Raw genomic sequence first — 25,706 nt, forward strand, 5'->3', positions numbered from 1 at the left:
TCGCCAGAACGATGAAATCCAGCTTGCCGCCACAGCAGTGACCGAAATGAGCGCGGCGGTCGAGGAAGTGGCGCGCAATGCCACCTCGACCTCCGAAGCGTCCAGGCAGACCAGCCAGGAGGCCGCGAGCGGTCGCGATCAGGCGCGCGAGGCGGTCAAGGCGATCACCAGCGTAAACAGCGAGATTGGCCATTCGACCGTTATCGTCGACGAGCTGGCTGGTAGCGTGCGTGATATCGCCAAGGTGCTCGATGTCATCCGCGGTATTGCCGAACAGACCAACCTGCTGGCCCTCAACGCAGCTATCGAAGCCGCCCGTGCAGGCGAGCAGGGACGCGGCTTTGCGGTGGTGGCTGACGAAGTGAGGGCACTGGCTGCCCGCACTCAGGCGTCCACCGGTGAAATCGAATCGATGATCACCAGCGTACAGGCGCGCGCCGATGATGCCGTCAAGGCCATGGGCAACAGTAGAACCCTGGCCAACAGCACCCAGGAGCTGGCCAAGGCCACCGGTGAGTCCTTGGAGCGAATCGCCCACAACATTGCCGAGATCAACGACCGCAACATGCTGATCGCCACGGCATCCGAAGAGCAGGCCAATGTCGCGCGGGAAGTGGATCGCAACCTGGTAAACATCCAGGATTTGTCGACCCAGACTTCTGCAGGGGCCCACCAGACCAGCGCCTCCAGCCAGGAGCTGTCGCGCCTGGCCATCTCGTTCAACAACCTGGTGAGCACCTTCAAACTATAAGGCCTTCACAAACCAGGGCGATTGGGAGCAGGAGGCTGCCGATCGTCCTGGCACTCGCCTTCGTAGCCTGGGTTGAGCGTAGCGATACCCAGGAACGCTTTCTGCGGCAACTCAGTACATAGGTGCTGAGACGATATCCATCCGCGCTCCAGATACACCCATCAGCAGATGTTTCGCAGCACTTCCTATAGCGCGCTTCATATCGCATCATTCTGCTTTCCAGGAATTCACCCACCAAAAGTTAAAGGATTAACTGATGGACTATCCGCACATCACCCACCATGGCGCCCAAGACGGCGTCACTGGTTCCTGCCATCAGTTGCATATGGCGGCGAACAGCAGCGTTCTCATCGACTGCGGCCTTTTCCAGGGTGCTGACGCGTCTGCCGACGGCGCTCGAGCCGATCATCAGATAATCGACTTCCCTCTGGATGGCATTCGCGCACTGATCGTTACCCATGTGCACGCCGACCACGTAGGGCGCATTCCCTATCTGCTCGCCGCCGGCTTCAAGGGGCCGATCCTCTGTAGCGAGCCTTCGGCGAAACTGCTGCCCATCGTGCTCGAAGACGCATTCAAGCTGACTTTCAGCCGTGATCAGAAGCAGGTCGAGCGCTATATAAAGGAAGTGCAGCAGCGAATCATCGCACTGCCCTACAACCACTGGTTCACTCTGCACGATAGCGATGGGCTGGCTAGCAAGGTACGCCTGCAGCGCGCCGCCCATATGCTTGGTTCCGCCTATGTCGAGGTCGATCTGCAGTACGACCCGGGCGAGCCCAGCAAGCGCATCGTCTTCTCCGGCGATCTCGGTGCCCCCGGCGCCCCGATCCTCAAGCCCTGTATACCGCCACGCCGTGCCGACATCCTGCTATTGGAGAGCACCTACGGCGATCGCTTGCACGAAGACCGCAGTACACGCCGTCAACGCCTGGAACAGGTCATCGAACATGCCCTGGCCAATAAAGGCACCGTGCTGATTCCTGCTTTCAGCGTTGGGCGCACGCAAGAACTGCTCTACGAGCTGGAAGACATCATCCACAGCAAGAAACTGGACAATCCAGCCGTTTCACAGACACCTGTGGGAGCGGGCCATGCCCGCGAAGCTTTCAAAACTGCACCAAATGACCCTGCTGAAATCGCCTGGCCAAGCCTGCCCATCATCCTGGATTCCCCCCTGGCCAGCCGCTTCACTCAGGCCTACCGCGAACTGAAAGACCATTGGAACGACGAAGCCCAGGCCCGTGTGCAGTCCGGCAGAAGGCCGCTGGCGTTTGATCAGCTGATTACTATCGACAGCCACGCCGACCATCAGAAGATCCTCAACCACTTGGTAAGCAGCGCCAGGCCATCCATCGTCATCGCCGGCAACGGCATGTGCTCCAGCGGTCGCATCGTCAATTACCTAAAAGCCATGCTGGGTGACCCCCGGCACGACGTGCTGTTCGTCGGTTACCAGGCCAGGGGAACACCTGGCCATGTGATTCAGCGCTTTGGCCCGCGCAACGGCTACGTGGAATTCGACGGCCAGCGCTATGAAATTCGTGCCGGTGTGCACAGCATTGGCGGGTATTCGGCGCATGCTGATCAGGCGGGATTGGTGAGCTTTGTGACAGGGATGGAGGAGTGGCCGGGAGAGATTCGGTTGGTGCATGGGGAGGCGGGGGCTAAGGCTGATCTGGCTAGGGCGCTGGAGGAGCGCTACGTGAGGCGACGTCTGAGTGTGGATGTGAAATTCAACATGGCTGGAGCCGCTCTCTGAGTGGGGAGCAAGGCTGGTGTGACGGATTTGGATGATGAGGCTTTGGGAGCCAGGTGTCAGGAGCGACAATACTTGTCTATCAAAAAGGGTTGCTTGGGGCGGTGGCTAGCATGAGAGAATTGCCCGATGAAATGTGCCCTGCTGCACGGACACCAGGCAATGTCTCCCGAGATCGCTTGAGATGAGTTCGTATTTGCATGATTGCTCACTCGATATTGACCGCTTTACCTATATAGGCTTCAGCTTCTCCGCTGATATTTATTTTGACTTAACTAGCCAGCGCTATTTGTTGGTGTTTGAGAGTAGATATGAACAGTTTGAAGGATACGGCGATTCAGGCCTTTCGCAGTAAGGATGCGTTGATTGGGATCGTTGGGCTGGGGTACGTGGGCCTTCCGCTCATGTTGCGCTACAACGATATTGGCTACCGTGTTCTTGGTTTGGATGTGGATGTGGAAAAGGTCACGCAGCTCAATGCGGGTGAAAGCTACATTGAGCATATCCACTCTGAAAAAGTTTCTCGTGCTCGTCAAAGCGGTTTCGAGGCCACTACTGATTTTAGTCGCGTCGGCGAATGTGATGCCTTGATTCTGTGCGTGCCGACACCGCTGAATAAGTATCGCGAGCCTGACATGAGCTACGTGATTAGTACCACCGACAGCCTGAAACCATACCTGCGGCCTGGTCAGATCGTTTCGTTAGAAAGCACTACCTATCCAGGTACTACCGAAGAAGAACTCTTGCCTCGCGTGCAAGAGGGTGGGCTTAAGGTCGGTGAGAATATTTTCTTGGTTTACTCGCCGGAGCGTGAAGATCCGGGCAATCCAAATTTTGAAACGCGCACTATCCCCAAAGTCATTGGTGGCCATACACCTGCTTGCCTCGAAGTCGGCGTTGCTTTGTATGAGCATGCTATTGACCAAGTCGTTCAGGTCAGCTCCACAAAAGCTGCCGAGATGACCAAGCTGCTGGAAAATATTCACCGCGCTGTGAACATTGGCTTGGTCAATGAGATGAAGGTCGTTGCTGACCGTATGGGTATCGATATCTTCGAAGTAGTGGATGCAGCTGCGACCAAACCTTTCGGCTTCACTGCGTATTACCCAGGGCCGGGCCTGGGAGGGCATTGCATTCCTATTGATCCCTTCTACCTGACGTGGAAAGCCCGTGAGTACGGCCTACATACTCGCTTTATCGAGCTTTCTGGTGAAGTGAATCAGGCGATGCCGGAGTATGTCGTTGGGAAATTGATGGATGGCCTTAACGAAAATTCCAAGGCCTTGAAGGGTAGCCGCGTGCTAGTTCTCGGTATCGCTTACAAGAAAAACGTAGACGACATGCGTGAATCCCCTTCTGTTGAAATCATGGAGCTGCTTGAGGCTAAAGGTTGCAAAGTAGCCTATAGCGATCCGCATGTACCGGTGTTCCCGAAAATGCGTGAGCACCATTTTGATTTGTCCAGCGAGCCTCTGACAGCCGAGAATTTGGCAATTTTCGATGCTGTGATTTTGGCTACCGATCACGACAAATTTGACTATGAGCTAATCCGGCAGCATGCCCGACTGCTTGTTGACAGCCGCGGTAAATATCGCGGCCCTGAAGCCCACATCATCAAAGCCTGATTGCTCGGAGTGCTCTCTTGAAACGTTTTGCTCTTATCGGCGCAGCCGGTTATATCGCCCCACGCCATATGCGCGCTATCAAAGACACCGGCAACGAGCTGGTCTCCGCCTACGATATCAATGACTCGGTTGGCATCATCGATAGCCTTTCACCGCAGAGCGAATTCTTCACCGAGTTTGAGCGTTTCGCGGAGCACGCCAACCGCATCAAGCGTGACCCAGCCACTGCTCTGGATTATGTGGCCGTTTGCTCGCCGAACTACCTGCACCACTCACATATCGCAGCAGGCCTGCGCCTGGGTTGCGATGTGATTTGTGAAAAACCGTTGGTGCCGACTCCCGAAGTTCTGGATGAGTTGGCTCTGATTGAAAAAGAGACCGGCAAACGCGTTTACAACATCCTACAACTGCGTCATCACCAAGCAATTCTCGACCTGAAGGAAAAGGTTGCGGGTGAAAATCGCGACGGCAAGCATGAAGTCGAACTGACCTATATCACGTCGCGTGGCAAGTGGTACATGGAAAGCTGGAAGGGCGACCCGCGCAAATCCTATGGCGTGGCCACTAATATTGGCGTGCATTTCTACGACATGTTGCACTTCATCTTTGGCAAGCTTCAGCGCAACGTCGTGCATTTCGCCAACGATTACAAAGCTGCTGGTTACCTGGAGTACGAGAAAGCGCGTGTGCGCTGGTTCCTGTCCATCGATGCAGGTGATTTGCCGGATTCGGTCAAGGGCAAAAAACCAACCTACCGTTCGATCACAGTCGATGGCGCCGAGATTGAGTTCTCAGAAGGCTTCACCGACCTGCACACCACCAGCTACAAGGAAATTCTCGCGGGTCGCGGCTATGGCATCGAGGATGCGCGCCATTGTGTGGAAACAGTGAATACCATCCGCTCCGCAGAAATTGTTGCCCCCCAGAATAACGAAGGCCACCCATTCCTTGCAGCTCTGCATCGTTGAGGCAGGTATGAATTATCAGGTTCATCCCTCGGCAATCGTCGATGACGGTGCGCAGATCGGCGATGGTTCGCGAGTTTGGCATTTCGTACATGTGTGCGCGGGTGCGCGTATTGGCAAAGGTGTATCCCTCGGGCAGAACGTCTTCGTTGGCAACAAAGTGCTAATAGGAGATAACTGCAAGATCCAGAACAATGTCTCGGTCTACGACAACGTTACCTTGGAGGAGGGCGTGTTTTGTGGTCGAGCATGGTCTTCACCAACGTCTATAACCCGCGTTCGCTTATCGAGCGCAAGAATGAATACCGTGACACTCTGGTGAGGAAGGGCGCCACATTGGGAGCCAACTGCACCATCGTTTGTGGTGTGACAGTGGGTGAGTTCGCTTTCGTCGGCGCCGGTGCGGTCATCAACAAGGATGTGCCAGCATACGCATTGATGGTGGGCGTGCCTGCGCGGCAGATCGGTTGGATGAGCGAGTTTGGTGAACAGTTGGATTTACCTTTGACGGGGGACGGTAGTGCTCCATGCATCCATACCGCCGCTTGTTACGTGCTGCGCGGCAATTTACTAAGCAAGGAGAGTGCGGCGTGATCGAATTTATAGACCTCAAAACGCAACAAGCACTGATCAAGGATAAGATTGATGCTGGTATCCAGCGCGTGCTCGCTCATGGTCAATATATCCTTGGGCCTGAAGTCTCCGAGCTTGAAGAAAAGCTTGCTGCGTTCGTAGGGGCGAAGTACTGCATCACCGTAGCTAACGGCACCGACGCGTTGCAGATTGCTCAGATGGCTCTGGGGATAGGTCCCTGGTGATGAGGTAATTACGCCTGGCTTTACCTATATTGCGACGGCTGAAACCGTAGCATTATTAGGTGCCAAGCCCGTTTACGTCGACGTCGACCCGCGTACCTATAATCTAGATCCAGCTTTGCTGGAGGCCGCGATTACGCCTCGTACCAAAGCCATCATTCCGGTTTCCTTATACGGCCAGTGTGCGGACTATGATGCGATCAATGCGATTGCAGCCAAGCACGGCATTCCGGTTATCGAAGATGCTGCACAGAGCTTTGGCGCGACTTACAAAGGGAGGCGCTCCTGCAACCTGACGACTATCGCGTGCACAAGTTTTTTCCCGAGTAAGCCACTAGGCTGCTATGGAGATGGCGGTGCGATCTTCACTAGCGATGACGAGTTGGCCGTTGTTATGCGTCAGATTGCCAGGCACGGCCAGGATCGCCGCTATCATCATATTCGAGTTGGTGTGAACAGTAGGCTGGATACGCTTCAGGCAGCAATTCTTCTGCCCAAGCTGGAGATTTTTCCACGTGAGCTAGAGGAGCGCCAGGCTGTAGCCCGTCGCTATCGCGAGCTTATGTCGGCCACGGAAAACACAGAAGCGACAGATGGTTCTCGGAATGATCTTTCCGTGTCGTTGCGTGGTCGAAAAATGATTATGCCCTTCGTCGAAGATCACAATCGCAGCGCCTGGGCTCAATTTACCATTCAGGTTGAAAGCCGCGATGCATTGCAAATGGTGCTTAAGGAGCAAGGTATTCCCACTGCAGTTCACTATCCACGACCACTCAACAAACAGCCTGCGGTGGCCGATCTTCATGCCCAACTACCTATCGGTGATGCCATTGCTGAGCGCGTCATGAGTCTACCCATGCATCCATACATGACAGGCACTGATGTTCTGGCAGTAGTGGAGGCAATCCACTAGCAGCCATACTCAATATACGAAATCAGAGAGTATTATGAGCATTGATCTACTGGATTTGGCGGCTCACCAGTTATCAGCGTGGTCATCAAAGCTAGTATCAGTCGCCGGGTGGGGGCGCAAGCCGCAAGCACAGCGATCTTGAATAAGCGTTCGAATTTTTCTTCGAGCCAATATGTAATCTGGCGAAGGACTACATTAATGATCCAGTTAATCCGAATATTACCGCTTTGGGCGATCTTATTCGCAGTGTTATTTGGCATGAAGAAAAATATTCGATGAGTTTCCGCCCAGACATTCAGGGCCTACGTGCCATTGCAGTCCTCTCGGTTATAATTTTTCACATTAATCCTGCTTGGTTGCCTGGTGGGTTTGTTGGTGTTGATATCTTTCTAGTCATTTCTGGGTTTCTGATCAGCAGCATCCTGCTGCATAGAAAGAGCTCTCCAGCTTACAGTGCACCGTCAACCCTGATCTATTTTTATAGCAGCCGGCTGAAGCGTATTGTCCCAGCTTACTTAAGCACCCTAGTTCTAGTCAGTTTTTTTGCGGCGATTTTTTTCATACCGACTGATTTCTCAATATATCTGGAGGGCTTGAAAAAAGCCCTCTACTTTAATAGCAATACTTACTTTGCCAATTTTGGCAACTATTTTGCTCCTTCCAGCTATGAACAGCCGTTATTACACACTTGGTCGTTGGCGGTTGAAGTCCAGTTCTACCTGGTTGCCCCTTTAATTTTTTTGCTACTACCCAAGAAATGGCTATATGTACTGCTTCCAGCAGCCATCATCTTACTGACAGCCTACGCGGAATACCGCCTGCAGGCTGGCATCCAACAAGCCACTTACTACAGTCTTGCTGCTCGTATTCCAGCATTTTTGGCTGGTGCTTATGTAACAGTTTTAATGAGTAGTCCAAATCGGCTCAGGTTTGGAGATAACTTAAAGATGCTATTAAGCATTCTGGCAATTGCTCTGATTGCCGTTGCATTCATCAATCCCAAGCCCGAAGGACACTTTCCCGGTGTAGCCGGGTTGGTGCCTGTTCTGGGAGCGTCCTTGATAATTTGGCTCGATGCCAAGAACCGTGTAAACGCTTGGTTTTCTTGCAAAAGTATGGTCTGGATAGGGGCGCTATCCTACTCATTATATTTATGGCATTGGCCGGTACTGGCTTTTATGCGTTATTACAGCGGCGCAGAAATATTGCCTTGGACGTTTATTCTAGGTTGTATCGTGCTCACCATCGGCCTAGCCATGGCCAGCTACTACTGGATAGAGACCCCTCTTCGCCTCAAGCGTAGCCGTGCACAACTTAAAGGCTGCGCCTGCCTTGCACTGGTGGCAATAGCCACGGCAATCGGAATAAAAAAAGTGAACGTCTACGCTACGCCTGAGGCCTTGCCACCGGAGTACACCCGCTACGCAGATTCGGCTTTGATCTGCCACGGCCAGATCGTAGATGACTGCCTGAAAGGTGATCTAAACAGTGATAAAGAAGTACTCGTGCTGGGCGACTCTCACGCTGCCATGCTCAACCTGTTCTTTGATCAACTGGGTAAGGAGCTGGGTTTCAAAGCCCGTATCATCACTGCTAGCAGTTGCGTGACTATTCCAGGGTTTGACTATCAGCGTATTGCGGAATGGGCGCAAGCTGATTGTCGCCACCAGATAAAAGAGGCAAGTAGTTATATTGGTCAAGCGGAAATAATATATATTGCCGGAATGTGGAGCTGGCAGTTTCAAGGCGAAAAATTCCAGAGCTCAATTGAGAGTTTTTTGAGCAGCGGTGCGCCGCATGCGAAGAAATATATCCTGAGCCAGGTTCCTTTGCTAAATCGAAATCCAATGCGAGGCCGCCGTCTCGATGCTATGAGCTTGAACCATACTGCCGAGCATGATGAAAGCTATTTGTTGGCAAATTATATTTTAGAAGATATTGCTAAAAAATACAGCGGGGTGACTTATGTCAAGCTAAATCATCTCCGATTGTTCGATACCGCTCCGGTTTATGACGGGTCTTTGACGTATTACGATGAGAACCATATGAACGAAAAAGGTATTTCCGAATATGCGAGGCAGGCGAAGGGAGTATTTAAGTCCTTGTTGGAGCAGAAGATACAATCCGAGATTGCTAGATGAGCACATTTTGGAAAAACGTATCATCGGTTTTTACTGGTAGCCTGCTTGCGCAATCGATACCAATCATCGGGTCTTTAGCCATCACAAGAATTTTTGCTCCCAGTGAATTCGGTGAGTTTTCGACGTGGCTTGCGCTAGTTTCGTTTTTGGCCGTTGCCGTTACTTTGAGGTTAGAAACAGTGCTGGCCATTGTGGAGGATGGAAGAGCTAGGACGCATGCGGTTTGCATTGTACTGGTTACAACGTTGTTGGTGGCTTTTATCCTTGCAATGCTTCTCTATATTCTGAGTTCTTTCAGCATACCCAGGAATTATCTGCCTGAGCAGGCGATCTTGATGGTGCTCATTGTTCCGGCAGCTTTATTAGTGGCATTGAATCAAGTTTGGCAAACCTGGGCAGCGGTTGATGGAGCCTATGGGAAGCTTAACGTCATGCGACTGGCTCAAGCGCTGGTGATAGTGTTGATTCAAATCGGTGCTGGTTTGAAATATCCAACGGCTGCCAGCCTAGTCTTAGGTTTTGTGCTGGCCAGCGGTATTTCCTTCGTGTCAGCCGTGATGCTGATGCCTCGATTTTTTCATAATTTTTTTTTTATCTTGATGGGTTTCGGGATTTTTTTGTTAGATATAAAAAGTTTCCTCTGTATGCATTGCCTGCTGATTCCATCAATACAGCTGTGGCGCAATTACCGGTGTTTGTTGTGTATCACCGATTTGGTGGCGAAGCAGCGGGGTATTTGGCACTGACTATGCGTGTCCTTGGGGCTCCAGCTGGGCTTGTGGGAAAAGCTGTTCTGGATGTTTTCAAACGTCATGCGATGAAAAGCATTAGGGAGGTTGGAAACTGCCGCGATATATACGTAAAAACTTTTGTGGTGCTCATGCTTGCGTCAACTGTCATGGTTGCTTGCACTGTTTTCCTGGCAGAAGATATATTCCAAACAGCATTTGGGCCTAACTGGACTCAGTCGGGGGTCATGGCTATTTGGCTGCTACCTATGTTTGCTTTGGGTTTGATTGCTAGCCCCTTAAGTTATATCGTTTATCTTGTGGAGAAGCAATATGTCGACTTGCTGTGGCAAGTGAGTTTGATGATTGTAGCGATCTTGGCTCTTTATGGGTTCTCATCATCTAAATCCACCTTGATCGGATATGGGGTGGGTTATGCAGTAATGTATATTATATATATATCTATATCTTATCGACTTAGTGGTGGTCAAAAGTGAGTGCAGCTTGGTCATTATTGAAGTCGTTTGTGTATGTGTTAATGATTTCGGCTACTTATTATTTTTATGGATATTCGCATAATGAGCGTTACGGATATGGCCAGGTTCATTTGAGTGCTGTATATGTTTTGATGATTTTCTCTGCCGTTGCGTTTGGTGCGTATTTATTTCATAAAGCATACGAAAAGCCGTCTGATTATTTTTTGCTGCTTTATGGGATGATCGTTGTAATTCCATATGCGCTTTTACATGATATTTGGGGAGGGCTTTCGGCGGTAACGCTTACCGTAGTTGTGATGCCATTTTTTTGTATCATGTTTTTATGTCGATTAAGTTTGAAGCTTTCTCCAGTGGCTGTAATGCCAGAGAAAGTTTTGGTGGAAATTCTTCTGCTATTTTCTGTGCTTGCTGTTTTCCTTTTGTTCTTAAATCCTCCTGTCAGTGCGTCATTTTCTCTTGTAGATAGTCACATTAGACGATTGGAAAGTAGGACTCTCTATGGGACTAGGACTTTTATCGCCTATGTGTCGTCTATTGTTACGAACGCTATGCTGCCCCTTATGGTTTTTTGGGGGGTGTTGCGAGGTCGAGCTGGCTTTGTCGTTGTGTCAGCATTTCTCTATATTTGCATTTATTATATTTACGGAGTTAAAGCTCCTGTGATGTATATGTTTTTTGCTGGGGGCTTCGCTTGTTGTCTGAACTGGCATGGGGGGGCGGCCAAATTCTTTAATGCTATTTACTATATGTTTTTTTCAATGTTTTTTTTGGCGTGGGTGGAGTTTTTGCTATTAGATTATTCTTACGTTGAGGATTATATAATTAGGCGGGTTTTTTATGTTGGTAGCTATTTGGTTGGTGCTTATCTTCAGATGCTGAGTAGCGAAGATTTTTATTTTATGGGCGGGCTTCTGGTTTCGACGCCTGCGAGTATATATGCTGGAGAAGAGTTTTTGGGGCAGCCGGGGTTAAATGCCAATACAAATACATTTTTGTATTTGTTTCTTCAGTATGGAGTGTTTGGATATCTATTTGCTATCATGCTTGTCGGTATGGTGTTGGTTTTTCTAAATGTCTTGTCTCACAGGAGTGAGGTTTTTTTATTTATTTCCTTAATGTTTGGCGTTCTTGTTCTTGAGCAGTCGGCGACGACTGTGTTGGTATCTTCCGGTATTGGTGCTTTATTAGTGCTTTTCTGTTTTACTCAAAAATTTGAAAAATAATCGAATTGAATTTTTTGGCGGCTATTTAAAAATGATTGCAATTATTGATTATGACATTGGTAATGTTTTTGCAGTCGTCAACATGCTGCAACGCCTTGGTGTGCCTTGCAAAGTGGTGGCGCGACCGGAGGAGGTGTTACAGGCTGAGCGCATTATTCTACCTGGCAACGGCTCATTTGATGCCTGCATGCGGAACTTGCGGGAAACTGGCCTAATTCCCGTTCTGGAACAGCAGGTTGTACAATGCGGTGTGCCGCTACTTGGAATTTGCGTGGGGGCGCAGATGCTAGGCCATAGTAGTGCGGAAGGGAGTGAGTGCGGTCTGGGCTGGATTGATATGCAGGTAGAACGCCTTCCGAATTTGCCGGATTTGCGCATCCCGCATATGGGCTGGAATCATGTGCGCCCGACGCAGCCAGATCATCCGCTGCTTCAGGGTATGACAGCTGAGACGCGATTTTATTTTGTGCATAGCTATTGCATGGTGCCACAGGAATCAGCCGATGTGCTATTAGAGGCTGAATATGGCATGCGTTTTGCCGCCGGGGTGGTACGTGGCAATATCGCTGGCGTGCAATTTCACCCAGAGAAGAGCCACCGCTTTGGCAAGAATTTGCTGACTTCATTCTCGAGGTGGGAGCCATGATTCAGGCGCGCGTGATCCCCTGCCTGCTGCTACGCGGCAGTGGCTTAGTCAAAACTAAAAAATTCAAAGATGCTGTGTATGTCGGTGATCCGGTAAACGCCGTTCGCATCCTCAGTGATAAAGAAGCGGACGAGATTGTCATTCTTGATATCGAGGCGTCACGTGAAGGTCGCGAACCGCAATACGAGCTGATTGCCGAGATCGCGGGCGAAGCGTTCATGCCCGTAGCTTATGGGGGCGGGGTGCGAACGCTGGAACAAATTCGGCGTTTGATTCGCTCTGGTGTGGAAAAGGTCGTTATTAATACGATGGCTACCGAGTCTACTGACACTATTCGCGCCGCGGTTGAGGTGTTTGGAAGTCAAGCCATAGTAGGTGCAGTGGATGTGCGACGTAAGCTGTTCGGTGGATATGCGGTAATGGCTAAATCTGCCACAGTGGAAACAAAACTAAATTTGCAACAGCACATCCAAAGCTTGGTGCAGGCTGGAGTAGGTGAATTATTTATCAACGATGTGGAGCGAGATGGCACTATGCTGGGCTACGACATGGCTTTGGTGCGCAGTGTCGCTCAGGCTCCTGTGCCTGTAGTTATCTGTGGTGGCGCTGGTTCGAAAGAGCATTTACGTCAAGCCGTGCACGAAGGGGGTGTATCTGCCGTTGCAGCGGGTAGTATGTTTTTGTTCCACGGAAAGCACCGTGCGGTGCTGATCAATTACCCCAAGGCCGTTGAACTGGAAGCGATTTTTAAAAAGGCATAATAGTGATGAATTATCAATGCTGTACCCGGTGTGTCATGGATACGAGTGACCCGGAAATCAACTTTGACGAGCAGGGTATTTGCAACCATTGCCACCAGTTCGATGAGCGAGCATGCCGGGAATGGTTTCCTAACGAAGAAGGCCGCCGACGTTGGGAAGCTTTGGTGCAGCAGATCAAGGCCAGTGGTGAGGGGCAGGAGTATGACTGTATTCTGGGGCTGAGCGGCGGTGTGGACAGCTCCTACCTGGCGATTAAGATTCAGGAGTGGGGTCTACGCCCTTTGGTCATGCATGTCGATGCCGGTTGGAACAGTGAGCTGGCGGTGGCAAATATCGAATCTATTATTAAACACTGCGGCTACGACCTGCATACCCATGTTGTCGACTGGGAGGAAATGCGGGATCTGCAACTGGCTTATTTACGCGCAGCAGTGTCTAATCAAGATGTACCGCAAGATCATATCTTCTTCGCCAGCCTTTACCATTTTGCGACAAAGAATAATATCCGTTATATCCTTTCAGGTGGCAACCTGGCGACAGAGGGAGTGTCTCCATCTGCTTGGCATGGAAGCGCAATGGATGCTATCAACCTGAAAGCCATACATCGAAAATATGGTTCGGTAAAACTGAAAAACTACAAAACTATTAGTTTTCTAGATTACTATCTATGGTATCCATTTGTTAAAAAAATGCGAACAGTTCGTCCCTTGAATTATATGGTCTATGACAAGGCGGAAGCCTTGAAAGAGTTGCAGCAAACGGTTGGTTACAAACCATACCCTCGTAAACATGGCGAGTCTGTTTTTACAAAGCTTTTTCAAAATTATTACTTGCCTAAAAAATTTGGTATGGATAAGCGGCGGCCTCATCTTTCAAGTCTGATTGTTTCAGGGCAGATGACTCGCAATGAAGCGCTTGAGAGCTTGGCTGAGCCACTCTATGACTTGCAGGAACTTGAGGTTGATATTACATATTTGTGCAAAAAACTACGTATATCGCGCGCAGAGTTTAATGCGATTATGCTTGAGCCAAATAATCATTATACAAAATTCCCTAATTGGGATGGGCGCTATAGGCTTCTCAAAAAAGCACAAGCTGTGGTCGAACGAGTGTTGCGGAAGCGCATGAATGTATACTCCTAACATTCGTGTAGGTAATTGAGATGATGATTTGCAAGTCAGGAATTGTTTATGTTCGTGCTGGCTTGGCGCCCCTTGCGAGACAGATTCGCGCAGATAAGGGAGTATTAAATTTTTTGCATAAAAAATTAGAATTCGATGAACTCCTGGTTCCATATTTTCAGGGGGCTCGACCGTTCTGGAGATCCCCTGCAGATATAGGGGGGAGCATAAGACCAACTCAGGAGCACTAGGTCGATTAGTTTCAGGTATGCCAGGTGCAATTATTAGTAGTCACCCGAGCCACGCTTTTACTGGGTACGGCGATCGTGTTACCCGGGTTTTAGATCATCATACGGCGGATTCTCCTTGTTTTTTGCCGATAAGGGAGTTAGCTGAGCAATATGATTTCTCGATGCTACTTGTTGGATGCTTGGACGAAAGTCCGGGGTTTTCAACTGTTCATGTTGCGCAAAATATATTAGGCCTGAGTCAACGCCATTTAATTCGCTATATCCTCCGTTGGGATGCAATATGCGATGGAAGGATTATCTCGAAAATAGCGCCAGAGGCGCCTGGATGCAGCGCATCCTTTGATAAGTTTTATCGGTACTATGAGCAGGATGATAATTTACTTCGGGGTGAGTGGGCGGGGGTGCCATGGATATTTGTTCCATCGGCCCTAAAAGCACTGCAGGTGGATTTATCTATTCTTGGGCAAAAGCCGCGGTTCGTTAAGTGTGGGAAAACGTTGTGCCCCACTTGTAGCTTGAGGCTGTACTGATGAGAGTGAAAGTATTTTCATCTAAAATTGACGTGTCGGCAGGAGAACCTTTGGGGGGAGTGATCCAACGCGGCTGTCGTTAGAATCAAATGAGACGCTTGAGTGGAATGGATTTGAGCTTGTAGCTGAAGACGGTTGTGCTTATCGAGTATGCTCTGTGGATGCTCTCTATGCGGGGCGCCTAGTTGAGTATTTCAAAAATAGTGAAGTAAGTCATATTTTTGCGGCTACTCATACTCATTACGCTCCGATGCTTGATGACCGAAAACCTCATATTGGTCAATTTAGCTCTGCTGGTTTTGAAGCATATGTTAGTGCTTTGAAACAGTCAGAATTCGAGGAGGTCGATTCAACGCTATGCCGGCTCTATCGGGCCGAAGTTGATGTTCCTATATATCGTAGATTTGACTATCCAGATAATAGCTTGAATCGGTTTTTATCTAGCCGCTTCGGATTTTATCCGAATGAAGCTAAAGTCATTGATAAGTCGATTTATCTCTTTGAATTTGGTGATGAGCATCGTGCCCATTTTGTTATGGTTTATCATGCTTGTCACCCGACAAGTCGCGGTGTTAGCTGTGAACTATCTTCTGACTACATTGGAGCGATTCGGCAAGCTGTAAGAAAGCGCTTTGCTGTTAATGTTGTGGTTTTTTTGCAGGGTTGTGCGGGAGACATTCGCCCTAATTTAGCAAGAAAGCGAGTTTCTTGGCTCCCTCGCTTTCGATTGAATTGGAAGTTTAACTGGCTCCCAAAGGTCGATAGTGTTCTCCGGCTTAATGAAAAATACTTCGACGCGGTTATGGGGGCGGTTAAATACCAGGACGTTTCTTTGGAGGGAGGGAAGGTTGGTTTCAATATCCGGAAATTGAAAATTTTGAGTGGAGAGGCGGTAGACACTTTTTCTATTAATTTATTTGATGCTATTGGATTTCATTTTTTTCCATTCGAGGTTTCACATCTTTACCACCTCGAAATGCCCAGTCTCGATACGGCTAATTTTATCGTTTCATGTACGAATGACACAATCGGCTATCTCTCGCACCCAAGTCAACATCAAGCGGCAGGATATGAAGTCTTTGGCTCACTGTATTACATGGGGCTGAAGGAAAAGATTGAAGTTAAGGAGTTAATTTGATTAAGGTTGTTCATATTAGTTCTGGTCACCACAGGAACGAGTTGCGCGTTCATCTTAAGCAGTGTAATAGCCTTGCAGCTGCCGGCTATTCTGTTAACTTTATTGTGGCTGATGGTGGGGGAGATGCAAAGATTGGTGGTGTCCAAGTTCTAGATGTCGGCGTTCCGCACGGACGATTTCAGCGTATGTTGGTTTTTCCATGGCGTTTGCTGCGTCGAGCCAGACAGATAAATGCGAGTATCTATCACTTCCATGATCCAGAGTTGTTGACAATAGCGATTGCACTGAAGAAAAGCGGTGCCAAGGTTATCTATGATAGCCACGAAGATGTACCTAGATCTATTATGAGCCGCGATTGGATTCCATTTCCGGTACGTCGTATCGTTTCTATGTGCTTTGAGTTTTTCGAGAATTTTGTTGCTCGTCGAATAGCTTATGTGGTTGGCGCAACTCCTTTCATCGCCAAGAGATTTTCTGATGTAGGGTGTCGGGCAATCGCTATCAATAACTTCCCTCTTGCATCTGAGATTGCTGATGTATCGGCTTCTAGACGCCCGATGCCAGTTATCTGTTTCCTGGGAGGTATCAGTCGTGTGCGTGGAGTGCGTGAGATCATCATGGCCTTGGGGCCGCTACAGACGAGAATGGTGCTAGCGGGCCCTTTTGACAGTGATGAGACAAGAGAGGAGTTAACGCAGCTCCAAGGATGGCGCAATGTTGACTACAAGGGAAACATTGAGCGTAAGGCTGCTGTTGAGGCTATGAGGGAGTCGATGGTGGGTATGATTTGTTATTTGCCCGAACCTAACCACGTGAACGCTTTTCCTAATAAGTTGTTTGAGTATATGGCGGCCGGACTGCCTGTAGTTGCTTCTGATTTCCCGCTCTGGCGAGATATTGTCGATGGTGCCCAATGTGGAATCTGTGTGGATCCGTCCAGTCCTGAGGATATCCGCCAAGCAATTTCGCAGATGATAAACGATCCGGAAGCATGCAGACGGATGGGGGAAAATGGCCGTAGAGCAGTTCTGGAACAGTACAACTGGTCAAATGAGGAAAAAAAACTGATTCAGCTTTATCAGGGAATTTTGACCTCAAATGTTGCGCCGGTAAGCGAAGCATGAGAGGTCTGTCGTGGTGAAAAAAATTTTTACTGTTTTAGGTGCGCGCCCACAGTTCATCAAGGCCAGCGTAGTCAGTCATGCCATTGCCAGTATGCCGGGTTTGGCTGAGGTAATGCTTCATACTGGCCAGCACTATGATGCCAATATGTCTGAAGTGTTCTTCGCCGAGCTAGGCATGAGAAAACCGGATCACTTCCTCGACATTCATGGCGGTACTCACGGTGCTATGACCGGGCGTATGCTGGAAATGGTGGAAAAGGTGTTACTGCGAGAGCGACCTGACGTCGTGCTGGTGTATGGAGATACCAACTCTACATTGGCCGGCGCTTTGGCCGCTGCTAAGTTAGACATCCCGGTGGCGCATGTTGAGGCTGGGCTGCGCAGCTTCAACATGAAGATGCCCGAAGAGATCAATCGCATTCTCACGGATCGCATCTCCCACTGGCTATTCACCCCCACTCGTACTGCTAGCGCGAACTTGCTGCGTGAAGGCTACCGGCAGAGCAGTATAACCGAGGTGGGCGACGTGATGTATGACGTCGCCCTGCACCACGGCGGTCGCGTGCAGGCGGGCACTGGTTTGATGGCCGCGCTAGGTTTGGAGGAAAAGGGCTATGTGCTGGCCACGATCCACCGGCAGGAAAACACTGACCACCCTGAGCGCCTGGCTACTATTGTGCGAGCACTTACTGCTACCGCCCACACACTGCCTGTAGTCTGGCCCCTGCACCCACGCACTCGCGCCGAACTGCAAAAGGCCGGGCTGCTGGATACCTTGGCAAAGCACGTCAAACTGATAGGCCCACTGGGCTATCTGGACATGGTGCAGTTGGAAAAATTTGCGTCCCTGATTGCCACCGACAGCGGTGGTGTACAAAAAGAAGCGTTTTTCTACCAAGTGCCTTGTGTAACCCTTCGTGATGAAACCGAATGGGTAGAGCTTGTAGAGGCAGGATGGAACCGGCTGGCGCCGCCGGTAGATTCCGAGGCAGTACAGTCGGCTATTAATGCTGCGCTGGGTAGTCGGGGTCAAGATGTGCGGCCTTATGGCACAGGGGACGCAGCGCTACGGGTTGCTGCGTCAATCTCTTAGCTGGTTTTATTATCAGAGCAAAATTTCACTGTTTAGGCGGTGTGGCTGCCAACTTAAAAGAGCTATCTTATGTGTGGAATTTTTGGCTTCATCGCCAAGGGAATGGTTAACCAAGAAAAACTGATGACGCTGGCCTTGCACGCCAGGCAGCGTGGGCGTGATTCCAGTGGGCTTATTTATGCAGATCGCTCGGGCTATCAGGTTAAGCGGGCCGACTATGACATCAAAAAACTGATATCTCAGGTCAAGCCTTTTGATTCTGCCTTTGTCTTCGGGCACAGCCGTTTAATCACCAATGGCCTTTCCGACAATCAGCCGGTCGTTCGCAATGGAGTTTGTGTCATTCACAACGGCATCATCGTGAATGACGATGATGTATGGAATGAAATCAAGCCTACTCGTAATCTCGAGATAGATAGCGAGGTCATTGCAGCCATCACCGAGCAACATTTGGAGGAATTTGGGGGACAGCTTGACGGGTTAGCACAGAAGATACTCGAGCTCTGCGTAGGGGTCATTGCATGTGCCATCGTGATACCTCGCCTGGGCAAGGCGCTGCTGTTCTCTAATAACGGCAGCCTGTATATAGGTTTGGCTGAGAATGGAGTTTGCTTCTCCTCAGAAATGCATCCGCTTAGTCAGATCGGCTGTTCTGATATCAAGCAGGTAAAGCAGGATGCCTTTATCTTGGATCTCCCTGTTGCTACAGAAATCAATGTTTCCGACAACAATCAACGTGTTCACAACCTGATTCCACCCTTTCAGTTTATCTCATCTGAAGAAAAGCAATTGCTTTATCCTCAGCCGAACCTGCGTCGCTGCACTAAATGCATTCTTCCAGAGACAATGCCGTTCATCGAGTTTGATACGGATGGGGTGTGCAACTACTGTCACGCCTATACACCTCGCAATATTCCCAAGCCCAAGGAAGAGCTCTTTAACCTTGTAGAGGGATATCGCCGCGCTGGTATGACTGATTGTATCGTGCCGTTCTCCGGTGGCCGTGATAGCTGCTACGGCTTACACTTGGTTGCTAAAGAGTTGAAAATGAATCCGGTCACTTATACCTACGACTGGGGCATGGTGACCGATCTTGGGCGACGTAATATCAGTCGAATGAGTGCCGCGTTGGGCGTGGAAAATATTATCATCGCTGATGATATCGCCAAGAAACGCCAGAACATCAACGTTAACCTCCGGGCTTGGCTTAAAGCCCCGCACTTGGGGATGATCAGTATCCTGACTGCTGGGGATAAGCACTTTTTTCGGCATATCGAAACGGTCAAACAGCAAACCGGCGTAAGTCTGAACCTGTGGGGTGTGAACCCTCTAGAGGTAACACACTTCAAAGCAGGATTTTTAGGTGTGCCTCCAGCTTTTGAAGAGAAGCGCGTATATATGCATGGCTGGCGCAAACAGATGGAATATCAGAGTCTGCGCTTCAAGGCCATGTTGAAAAGCCCTGGCTATTTCAATAGTTCCTTGTGGGACACTCTATCAGGCGAGTACTACCGCAGCTTCACGGAGAAAACGGACTACTACCATATCTTCGATTACTGGCGCTGGGATGAGAAGGCCATTGATGACACGCTGATCAATGATTACGGTTGGGAGCTAGCGCCTGACACCAGCACCACTTGGCGGATTGGTGATGGTACTGCGGGGCTGTACAACTACATCTATTACCTCGTTGCCGGCTTCTCTGAACACGATACTTTCCGCAGCAATCAGGTGCGCGAGGGTGAGATCACTCGCGAACGTGCGCTTGAGTTGGTGCGCGAGGAAAATCGCCCGCGCTATCAGAATATTCGCTGGTATTTGGACGCACTCGGGATGGACTTCACCGAGGTGATCAAAGTCGTGAATGCCATTCCACGGCTCTATAAAGATTGACGGTAAGTCTGACAAGATGAACAAGACGATCTGGTACGTCACCAAATACTTTTCACCTAAAACTAGCAGCAGCCCAGGAGGGCGGGGCTGGTTCTTGGTAGATGAGATGAACCGCGCAGGCCATCGAGTCGTTGTTGTTAGTTCGGATTCCAATAATTTGGTGGATCTTCCTGTCCTGCGGGACAGCGTCACCGTATTGGAAAACGACGGGGTGAAAATCGTTTGGCTGAAAACGATGAAGTACTCGGTCGCCAAGTCACTGCGCAGGGTTCTGAGCTGGTTCCATTTCGAATGGAACCTGTTTTGGCTCAACAAGAGCACGATCGAGCGGCCTGACGTCGTGATCGTTTCGAGCTTGTCGTTGCTAACTATCGTCAATGGGCTGGTACTGCGACGTAAGTACGGTTGCCGCCTCGTGTTTGAGGTTCGGGACATTTGGCCGCTCACCATCGTCGAGGAGGGCGGGTTCAGCGAAAAAAACCTGTTTGTCAAAGGGTTGGCATGGCTGGAACGGCTCGCCTACAGGAAGTCGAATGCGATTGTTGGAACCATGCCTAATCTAGCGGCGCACGTACGTGCAGAGCTAGGGTATGACCGACCAGTTCATTGCATCCCAATGGGGGTTAGCCAAGAGCACCTAAGTGATGTTGCGGATCTTCCTGGGGGGTATGCAGAGCGCTATCTCTCCAGCGGCAAGTTTAAGGTGGTGCACGCCGGTACCATCGGTATCACTAATGCTCTGGATGTGTTTTTCGCTGCAGCCGAAACCATGCGTGAAAATACAGATATCGAATTCATAATCGTCGGTGACGGTGCACTGAAGCAGAGTTATGAGAGCCGATATGGCGGCCTTCCCAACCTCGTCTTCGCGCCAAAGGTTCCACGCAATATGGTGCAGACGGTGCTCGCTGAAGGAGATCTCCTGTACTTCTCTGTACATGATTCGAAGGTCTGGGATTATGGTCAGTCATTGAACAAGGTCATCGACTACATGCTGGCTGCCAAACCTGTTGTAGCTTCCTATAACGGCTACCCTTCCATGATCAATGAATCGGGCTGTGGTCTGTTTGTACCCGCGAATGATGTGGGCGCCGTGGTGGCTGCGATCCTTGATATGAAGTCGAGAGGCGTGGAGCAGCGTGCTCTTATGGGCGCACGCGGACGTGAATGGTTACTCCAAAACCGAAGTTATTCCAAGCTGGCCAGCGATTATCTGTCGATCCTGTTTGAGGATGATGTCAGTTGAAGCGACTCGTTGACATTGCACTCGCGCTGATTGGTTTAATCGCGCTCTCACCTGTCATTTTGCTTGTTGCCATAAGCATTCGTCGGAGGTTAGGCGCTCCGATCTTTTTTTCTCAAATTCGTCCGGGGTTGGGCGGCAGGCCGTTCAAGATGGTGAAGTTCCGTACCATGCTTGACGCATTCGATACTGATGGAAAGCTATTACCGGATTCTCAACGAATGACTCGCTTCGGTAGTTTCTTGCGGTCTAGCAGTCTGGATGAGTTGCCTGAGTTGTGGAATGTCCTCAAGGGCGACATGAGCCTAGTGGGGCCTCGGCCGCTGCTTATGGAGTACCTGTCACTTTACGACTCATGCCAGTATCGCCGCCATGAAGTAAGGCCTGGTATTACTGGTTGGGCTCAGATCAACGGACGAAATGCATTGAACTGGGAAAAGAAGTTTGAGCTTGATGTTTGGTATGTGGACAATCGCTCGTTTCGACTGGATATGAAAATTCTGTTTTTGACGGTCAAGAAGGTGCTTTGGCGTGACGGTATAAGCGCCGAAGGCGAGGTGACTATGTCCAAATTCACAGGCAGCAAGAAGTGAAGCGCTTGGCCATTCTAGGTGCGAGTGGGCACGGCAAGGTCGTAGCTGACACAGCAGAGTGTTGTGGTTGGCAGCAGATCGATTTTTTCGACGACGCTTGGCCTGATATGACCATCAATGGCTGCTGGTCGGTGATCGGTGCTACGACCGAATTACTTGCACGTCTTGACGATTACAACGCCATCGTCGTGGCTATCGGCAATAACAGGATCCGACAGTTGAAGCTGGACGAGTTGCGTGCCGTGGGCGCGAACCTCGTCACGTTGGTGCACCCAAGCGCTGTAGTGAGTCGCCATGCGCAGATTGCCGAGGGGACGGTTGTGTTTTCTGGGGCACAGATTAACGCAGGTGCTTCGGTCGGGGTCGGTGCCATCATCAATACTGGCTGCAGCGTTGACCACGACTGTCTGCTGGCAGACGCCGTCCATATTAGCCCAGGCGCCCACTTGGCTGGGGGCGTTAAAGTCGGAAGCTGTAGTTGGGTTGGTATCGGAGCCAGCGTCCGGCAGCTTGTCACCCTTGGTGAAAACGTTATTGTTGGAGCTGGTGCGGCTGTTGTTGGCGATGTGCCCGATGGTTTCGTTGTAGCTGGCGTGCCAGCCAAGAGAATCAAATAGAGGTTTCGATGCTCAATACGCCTTTTTCCCCCTGGCCTAGCTTCACTGAGCAGGAGGCTGATGCTGTTCGTGCCGTAGTGCTGTCCAATAAGGTCAACTACTGGACCGGGCAGGAATGTCGCCAGTTCGAAAGCGAGTTTGCCGCGTGGGTTGGGGTCGAGTACGCGATCGCATTGACCAATGGCACTGTCGCACTTGACCTCGCGTTGCAGGCTTTGGAGATAGGTGTCGGCGATGAAGTAATCGTCACGCCTCGTACTTTTTTAGCATCCGTTTCTAGCATCGTTAATGCGGGTGCTATTCCGGTATTCGCTGAGGTGGATCGCGATACGCAGAATATAACTGCAGAATCCATCCGCGCCGTAATTAGTCCTCGCACCCGTGGCGTGATCTGTGTGCACCTCGCTGGCTGGCCCTGCGATATGGATCCCATCATGGCGTTGGCCGAAGAGCATGGGTTCAAGGTTATCGAAGACTGTGCCCAAGCCCACGGTGCGCGTTACAAGGGGCGTGCGGTTGGGTCGATCGGTCATATTGGGGCTTGGTCTTTCTGCCAGGACAAGATCATGACCACCGGGGGCGAGGGTGGGATGGTCACTACCAATGATCGAGACCTATGGTCGAAGATGTGGTCTTTCAAAGACCACGGCAAGTCGTGGGAGGCCGTTTACGAACGTCAACACGCACCGGGTTTCCGATGGGTGCACGAGAGCTTTGGCACGAACTGGCGGATGACGGAGGTTCAGGGTGCTATTGGCCGAATCCAACTGAGTCGCATGAGCACTTGGACTGCCGCTCGTCAGGCCAATGCCAGGTGTATATGGGATGTTGCAAGTACTTTGCCTGCTTTGCGTGTTCCCCTGATACCTGCCGATATCAATCACGCTGCCTACAAGTGTTATGTATTTGTTGAGCCAACAAAGCTCAAATCAGGCTGGAGCCGTGATCGTATCCTCGACGAATTGAATGCTGGCGGCGTGCCGTGTTACTCGGGATCCTGCTCAGAGGTTTACTTAGAGAAGGCATTCGATCACACAGGTTGGAGACCTGAGCTCCCATTGGATGTTGCACGTGAGCTTGGCGAAACCAGCTTGATGTTTCTGGTACATCCGACGCTTACCAACGATGAGATATCTAAGACCTGTCTGGTGTTTGAAAACGTTTTGCGTGAGGCGTCACTGGCTCTTTAGCCGATTCAGAGACTTTTAGGGGTACATTACCCACGTATGTAAATCCAGTTGCAGGTATACGAGGTGTTGTTGTGTTGAGGTTTGCAGAGTTGCTCCGAGCCCGACTGGTACGGTTGCAGCGTCGTCAGAAACGGTTGATTCAAGTCACCGTCGATGTTGTGCTAGTTTGGATCGCATTGTGGCTTGCGTTTGTGGTGCGGTTGGGCGACTTCCGTCAGATCCAGCCGCTGGACGGTCACCTGTGGCTCTTTGCGCTGGCTCCGCTTGTTTCCATTCCGTTGTTCATTCGCTTTGGCATGTACCGCGCCGTGCTGCGTTACTTCGGTAACGAAGCGCTGATTGCTATCACTAAGGCCGTTTCGCTTTCCGCGCTGATTCTGGCCCTGGTTATTTATTGGCGTGACGATACCGGTGCAGTGATCCCACGCTCTATGGTGTTCAACTACTGGTGGCTGAGTATCATGCTGATCGGTGGCTTGCGCTTGGCCATGCGGCAATTTTTCATGGGCGACTGGTTTTCTGCTGACCAACCCTACAAATTGAGTAGTCGTGAAGCGGGCTTGCCGGCAGTTGCTATCTACGGTGCGGGTTCGGCAGGCAATCAATTGGCCGCAGCCTTGCGTATGGGACGCGCGATGAGGCCAGTGGCATTCATTGATGACGAACCGAATATCGCCAACCGCGTTATCGCGGGCCTGCGAGTGTATTCACCCAGACACATCCAGCAGATGATCGAGGATACCGGTGTTGTCGAGATCCTGCTTGCACTGCCATCCGTATCTCGCTCGCGCCGGCGAACGGTGTTGCAGTTGCTGGAGCAATACCCTCTGCATGTCCGTTCTGTGCCGGGCTTTATGGATCTGGCCAGTGGTCGGGTGAAGGTCGAGGATGTCCAGGAAGTGGACATTGCCGACCTGTTGGGGCGTGACGCGGTACCGCCACAAAGGGAATTGTTCGAGCGCTGTATCCGCGGCCAAGTGGTGATGGTGACTGGAGCTGGTGGCTCGATTGGCTCTGAACTGTGCCGACAGATCCTTGGTTCTGGGCCGAGAACCTTGCTGCTGCTTGAACATAGCGAATTCAATCTGTACGCCATTCATAGCGAGCTCGAGCAGCGAATCCGCCGTGAGTCTTTGCCCGTCCGCCTGATGCCCATTCTTGGCTCGGTGCGTAATCAGGAGCGTCAGGTCGAGCTAATGCGTGCCTGGGATGTGAACACGGTTTACCACGCTGCAGCCTACAAGCACGTGCCGATGGTAGAGCACAACATAGCTGAGGGCGTTCTGAACAACGTGTTTGGATCGCTGTGTACGGCGCAGGCTGCGTTACGCGCTGGCGTCGAGCACTTCGTGCTGATTTCGACTGACAAGGCGGTGCGCCCCACCAATGTGATGGGCAGTACCAAGCGCTTGGCCGAGATGGTGCTTCAGGCGCTGAGCCAGGAAACGGCTCCGGTACTGTTTGGCGACAAGGACAGGCTGCACCAGGTCAACAAGACTCGTTTCACCATGGTGCGCTTCGGTAACGTGCTGGGCTCGTCGGGCTCGGTTATTCCCCGTTTCTATGAGCAGATCCGCAAGGGTGGGCCGGTGACGGTTACGCACCCCAATATCACCCGTTACTTCATGACCATTCCGGAGGCAGCACAGCTGGTGATCCAGGCGGGCTCCATGGGTAAGGGCGGTGACGTGTTTGTGTTGGATATGGGGCAACCAGTGAAAATCGCTGAGCTGGCCGAGAAGATGATTCACCTCAGCGGCCTCTGCGTGGCGTCGGATGAGAACCCCGCTGGCGATATCGCCATCGAGTTCACTGGGCTGCGTCCCGGTGAGAAGCTCTATGAAGAGTTGCTGATTGGCGACAACGTGAGCCCCACCGATCACCCAATGATCATGCGCGCCAATGAAGAGCATCTGCCTTGGGAGGCCTTTAAGGTGGTCATGGCAGACTTGATAAAGGCTGTGGAGCAGGACGATTACGATCGTGTACGCCAGTTGCTGCGTGACACCGTGTGTGGCTATACGCCGGAAGGCGAGATCGTTGATTGGATGCATCTGCGCCGTGCGGCCAAGCGACCGCTGGAGTAGGG

General features: G+C 50.8%; 20 protein-coding genes and 3 pseudogenes. All 23 read left to right on the forward strand.

Annotated features, from left to right (window positions below):
* Positions 1-151: 151 nt before the first annotated feature.
* Positions 152-751: pseudogene (locus K5Q02_RS24620) on the forward strand (methyl-accepting chemotaxis protein); the annotation flags it as partial.
* Positions 752-1,007: 256 nt separating this feature from the next.
* On the forward strand, positions 1,008-2,513 hold the full coding sequence (locus tag K5Q02_RS15105; RefSeq protein WP_225831845.1) for an MBL fold metallo-hydrolase RNA specificity domain-containing protein: 1,506 nt from the start codon (positions 1,008-1,010) through the stop codon (positions 2,511-2,513).
* 308 nt (positions 2,514-2,821) lie between these two features.
* The gene (gene wbpA, locus K5Q02_RS15110) at positions 2,822-4,135 is read left to right on the forward strand and encodes a UDP-N-acetyl-D-glucosamine 6-dehydrogenase (protein ID WP_225831847.1); all 1,314 of its coding nucleotides are present in this window, start codon (positions 2,822-2,824) and stop codon (positions 4,133-4,135) included.
* Between the two features lie 17 nt (positions 4,136-4,152).
* Positions 4,153-5,103: a UDP-N-acetyl-2-amino-2-deoxy-D-glucuronate oxidase gene (gene wbpB, locus K5Q02_RS15115; protein ID WP_225831849.1), complete on the forward strand. Its 951-nt coding sequence runs from the start codon at positions 4,153-4,155 to the stop codon at positions 5,101-5,103.
* A gap of 7 nt (positions 5,104-5,110) precedes the next feature.
* Positions 5,111-5,694: pseudogene (gene wbpD / locus K5Q02_RS15120) on the forward strand (UDP-2-acetamido-3-amino-2,3-dideoxy-D-glucuronate N-acetyltransferase).
* Positions 5,691-6,828, forward strand: a pseudogene (locus K5Q02_RS15125) (DegT/DnrJ/EryC1/StrS family aminotransferase). The pseudogenes wbpD and K5Q02_RS15125 overlap by 4 nt, the downstream one beginning before the upstream one ends.
* A gap of 275 nt (positions 6,829-7,103) precedes the next feature.
* On the forward strand, positions 7,104-8,969 hold the full coding sequence (locus K5Q02_RS15130) for an acyltransferase family protein (protein ID WP_225831851.1): 1,866 nt from the start codon (positions 7,104-7,106) through the stop codon (positions 8,967-8,969).
* Complete coding sequence (locus tag K5Q02_RS15135) at positions 8,966-9,715, forward strand: lipopolysaccharide biosynthesis protein (RefSeq protein ID WP_225831853.1); 750 nt, start codon at positions 8,966-8,968, stop codon at positions 9,713-9,715. Before K5Q02_RS15130 ends, K5Q02_RS15135 begins: the two co-directional genes overlap by 4 nt.
* Entirely contained in the window at positions 9,706-10,194 is a 489-nt protein-coding gene (locus tag K5Q02_RS15140; protein ID WP_225831854.1) for a hypothetical protein, read from the forward strand. The genes K5Q02_RS15135 and K5Q02_RS15140 overlap by 10 nt, the downstream gene beginning before the upstream one ends.
* Positions 10,191-11,417: a hypothetical protein gene (locus K5Q02_RS15145; RefSeq protein WP_225831856.1), complete on the forward strand. Its 1,227-nt coding sequence runs from the start codon at positions 10,191-10,193 to the stop codon at positions 11,415-11,417. Before K5Q02_RS15140 ends, K5Q02_RS15145 begins: the two co-directional genes overlap by 4 nt.
* Complete coding sequence (hisH, locus tag K5Q02_RS15150) at positions 11,407-12,063, forward strand: imidazole glycerol phosphate synthase subunit HisH (protein WP_225831858.1); 657 nt, start codon at positions 11,407-11,409, stop codon at positions 12,061-12,063. Before K5Q02_RS15145 ends, hisH begins: the two co-directional genes overlap by 11 nt.
* Positions 12,060-12,824: an AglZ/HisF2 family acetamidino modification protein gene (locus K5Q02_RS15155; RefSeq protein ID WP_225831860.1), complete on the forward strand. Its 765-nt coding sequence runs from the start codon at positions 12,060-12,062 to the stop codon at positions 12,822-12,824. Before hisH ends, K5Q02_RS15155 begins: the two co-directional genes overlap by 4 nt.
* A gap of 35 nt (positions 12,825-12,859) precedes the next feature.
* Positions 12,860-13,966: an N-acetyl sugar amidotransferase gene (locus K5Q02_RS15160; protein WP_230411026.1), complete on the forward strand. Its 1,107-nt coding sequence runs from the start codon at positions 12,860-12,862 to the stop codon at positions 13,964-13,966.
* A gap of 247 nt (positions 13,967-14,213) precedes the next feature.
* Entirely contained in the window at positions 14,214-14,726 is a 513-nt protein-coding gene (locus K5Q02_RS24625) for a hypothetical protein (RefSeq protein WP_442963927.1), read from the forward strand.
* A gap of 157 nt (positions 14,727-14,883) precedes the next feature.
* On the forward strand, positions 14,884-15,864 hold the full coding sequence (locus K5Q02_RS15170) for a hypothetical protein (protein WP_225831864.1): 981 nt from the start codon (positions 14,884-14,886) through the stop codon (positions 15,862-15,864).
* A complete protein-coding gene (locus tag K5Q02_RS15175) occupies positions 15,861-16,988 on the forward strand; it encodes a glycosyltransferase family 4 protein (RefSeq protein WP_225831866.1) in 1,128 nt (375 codons plus the stop codon). The genes K5Q02_RS15170 and K5Q02_RS15175 overlap by 4 nt, the downstream gene beginning before the upstream one ends.
* Before the next feature lie 10 nt (positions 16,989-16,998).
* The gene (wecB, locus tag K5Q02_RS15180; RefSeq protein WP_225831867.1) at positions 16,999-18,081 is read left to right on the forward strand and encodes a non-hydrolyzing UDP-N-acetylglucosamine 2-epimerase; all 1,083 of its coding nucleotides are present in this window, start codon (positions 16,999-17,001) and stop codon (positions 18,079-18,081) included.
* Positions 18,082-18,150: 69 nt separating this feature from the next.
* Positions 18,151-19,974 carry a hypothetical protein gene (locus K5Q02_RS15185; protein WP_225831869.1) on the forward strand — a complete coding sequence of 608 codons (1,824 nt, stop codon included), beginning with the start codon at positions 18,151-18,153 and terminating at the stop codon, positions 19,972-19,974.
* A 16-nt stretch (positions 19,975-19,990) separates the two neighbouring features.
* Positions 19,991-21,220, forward strand: coding sequence for a glycosyltransferase family 4 protein (locus tag K5Q02_RS15190; protein WP_225831870.1), 1,230 nt, complete (start codon positions 19,991-19,993; stop codon positions 21,218-21,220).
* Positions 21,217-21,810 carry a sugar transferase gene (locus K5Q02_RS15195; RefSeq protein ID WP_225831871.1) on the forward strand — a complete coding sequence of 198 codons (594 nt, stop codon included), beginning with the start codon at positions 21,217-21,219 and terminating at the stop codon, positions 21,808-21,810. The genes K5Q02_RS15190 and K5Q02_RS15195 overlap by 4 nt, the downstream gene beginning before the upstream one ends.
* Positions 21,807-22,427: an acetyltransferase gene (locus K5Q02_RS15200; protein ID WP_225831873.1), complete on the forward strand. Its 621-nt coding sequence runs from the start codon at positions 21,807-21,809 to the stop codon at positions 22,425-22,427. Before K5Q02_RS15195 ends, K5Q02_RS15200 begins: the two co-directional genes overlap by 4 nt.
* A gap of 8 nt (positions 22,428-22,435) precedes the next feature.
* Positions 22,436-23,617, forward strand: coding sequence for a DegT/DnrJ/EryC1/StrS family aminotransferase (locus K5Q02_RS15205; RefSeq protein WP_225831875.1), 1,182 nt, complete (start codon positions 22,436-22,438; stop codon positions 23,615-23,617).
* An 89-nt stretch (positions 23,618-23,706) separates the two neighbouring features.
* Positions 23,707-25,704 (forward strand): polysaccharide biosynthesis protein, encoded by a 1,998-nt coding sequence (locus tag K5Q02_RS15210; RefSeq protein ID WP_442964008.1) that lies wholly within the window; start codon positions 23,707-23,709, stop codon positions 25,702-25,704.
* The last annotated feature ends 2 nt before the right edge of the window (positions 25,705-25,706 follow it).

Origin of the sequence: Pseudomonas sp. MM211 (assembly GCF_020386635.1) — a bacterium.
Classification (GTDB): domain Bacteria; phylum Pseudomonadota; class Gammaproteobacteria; order Pseudomonadales; family Pseudomonadaceae; genus Aquipseudomonas.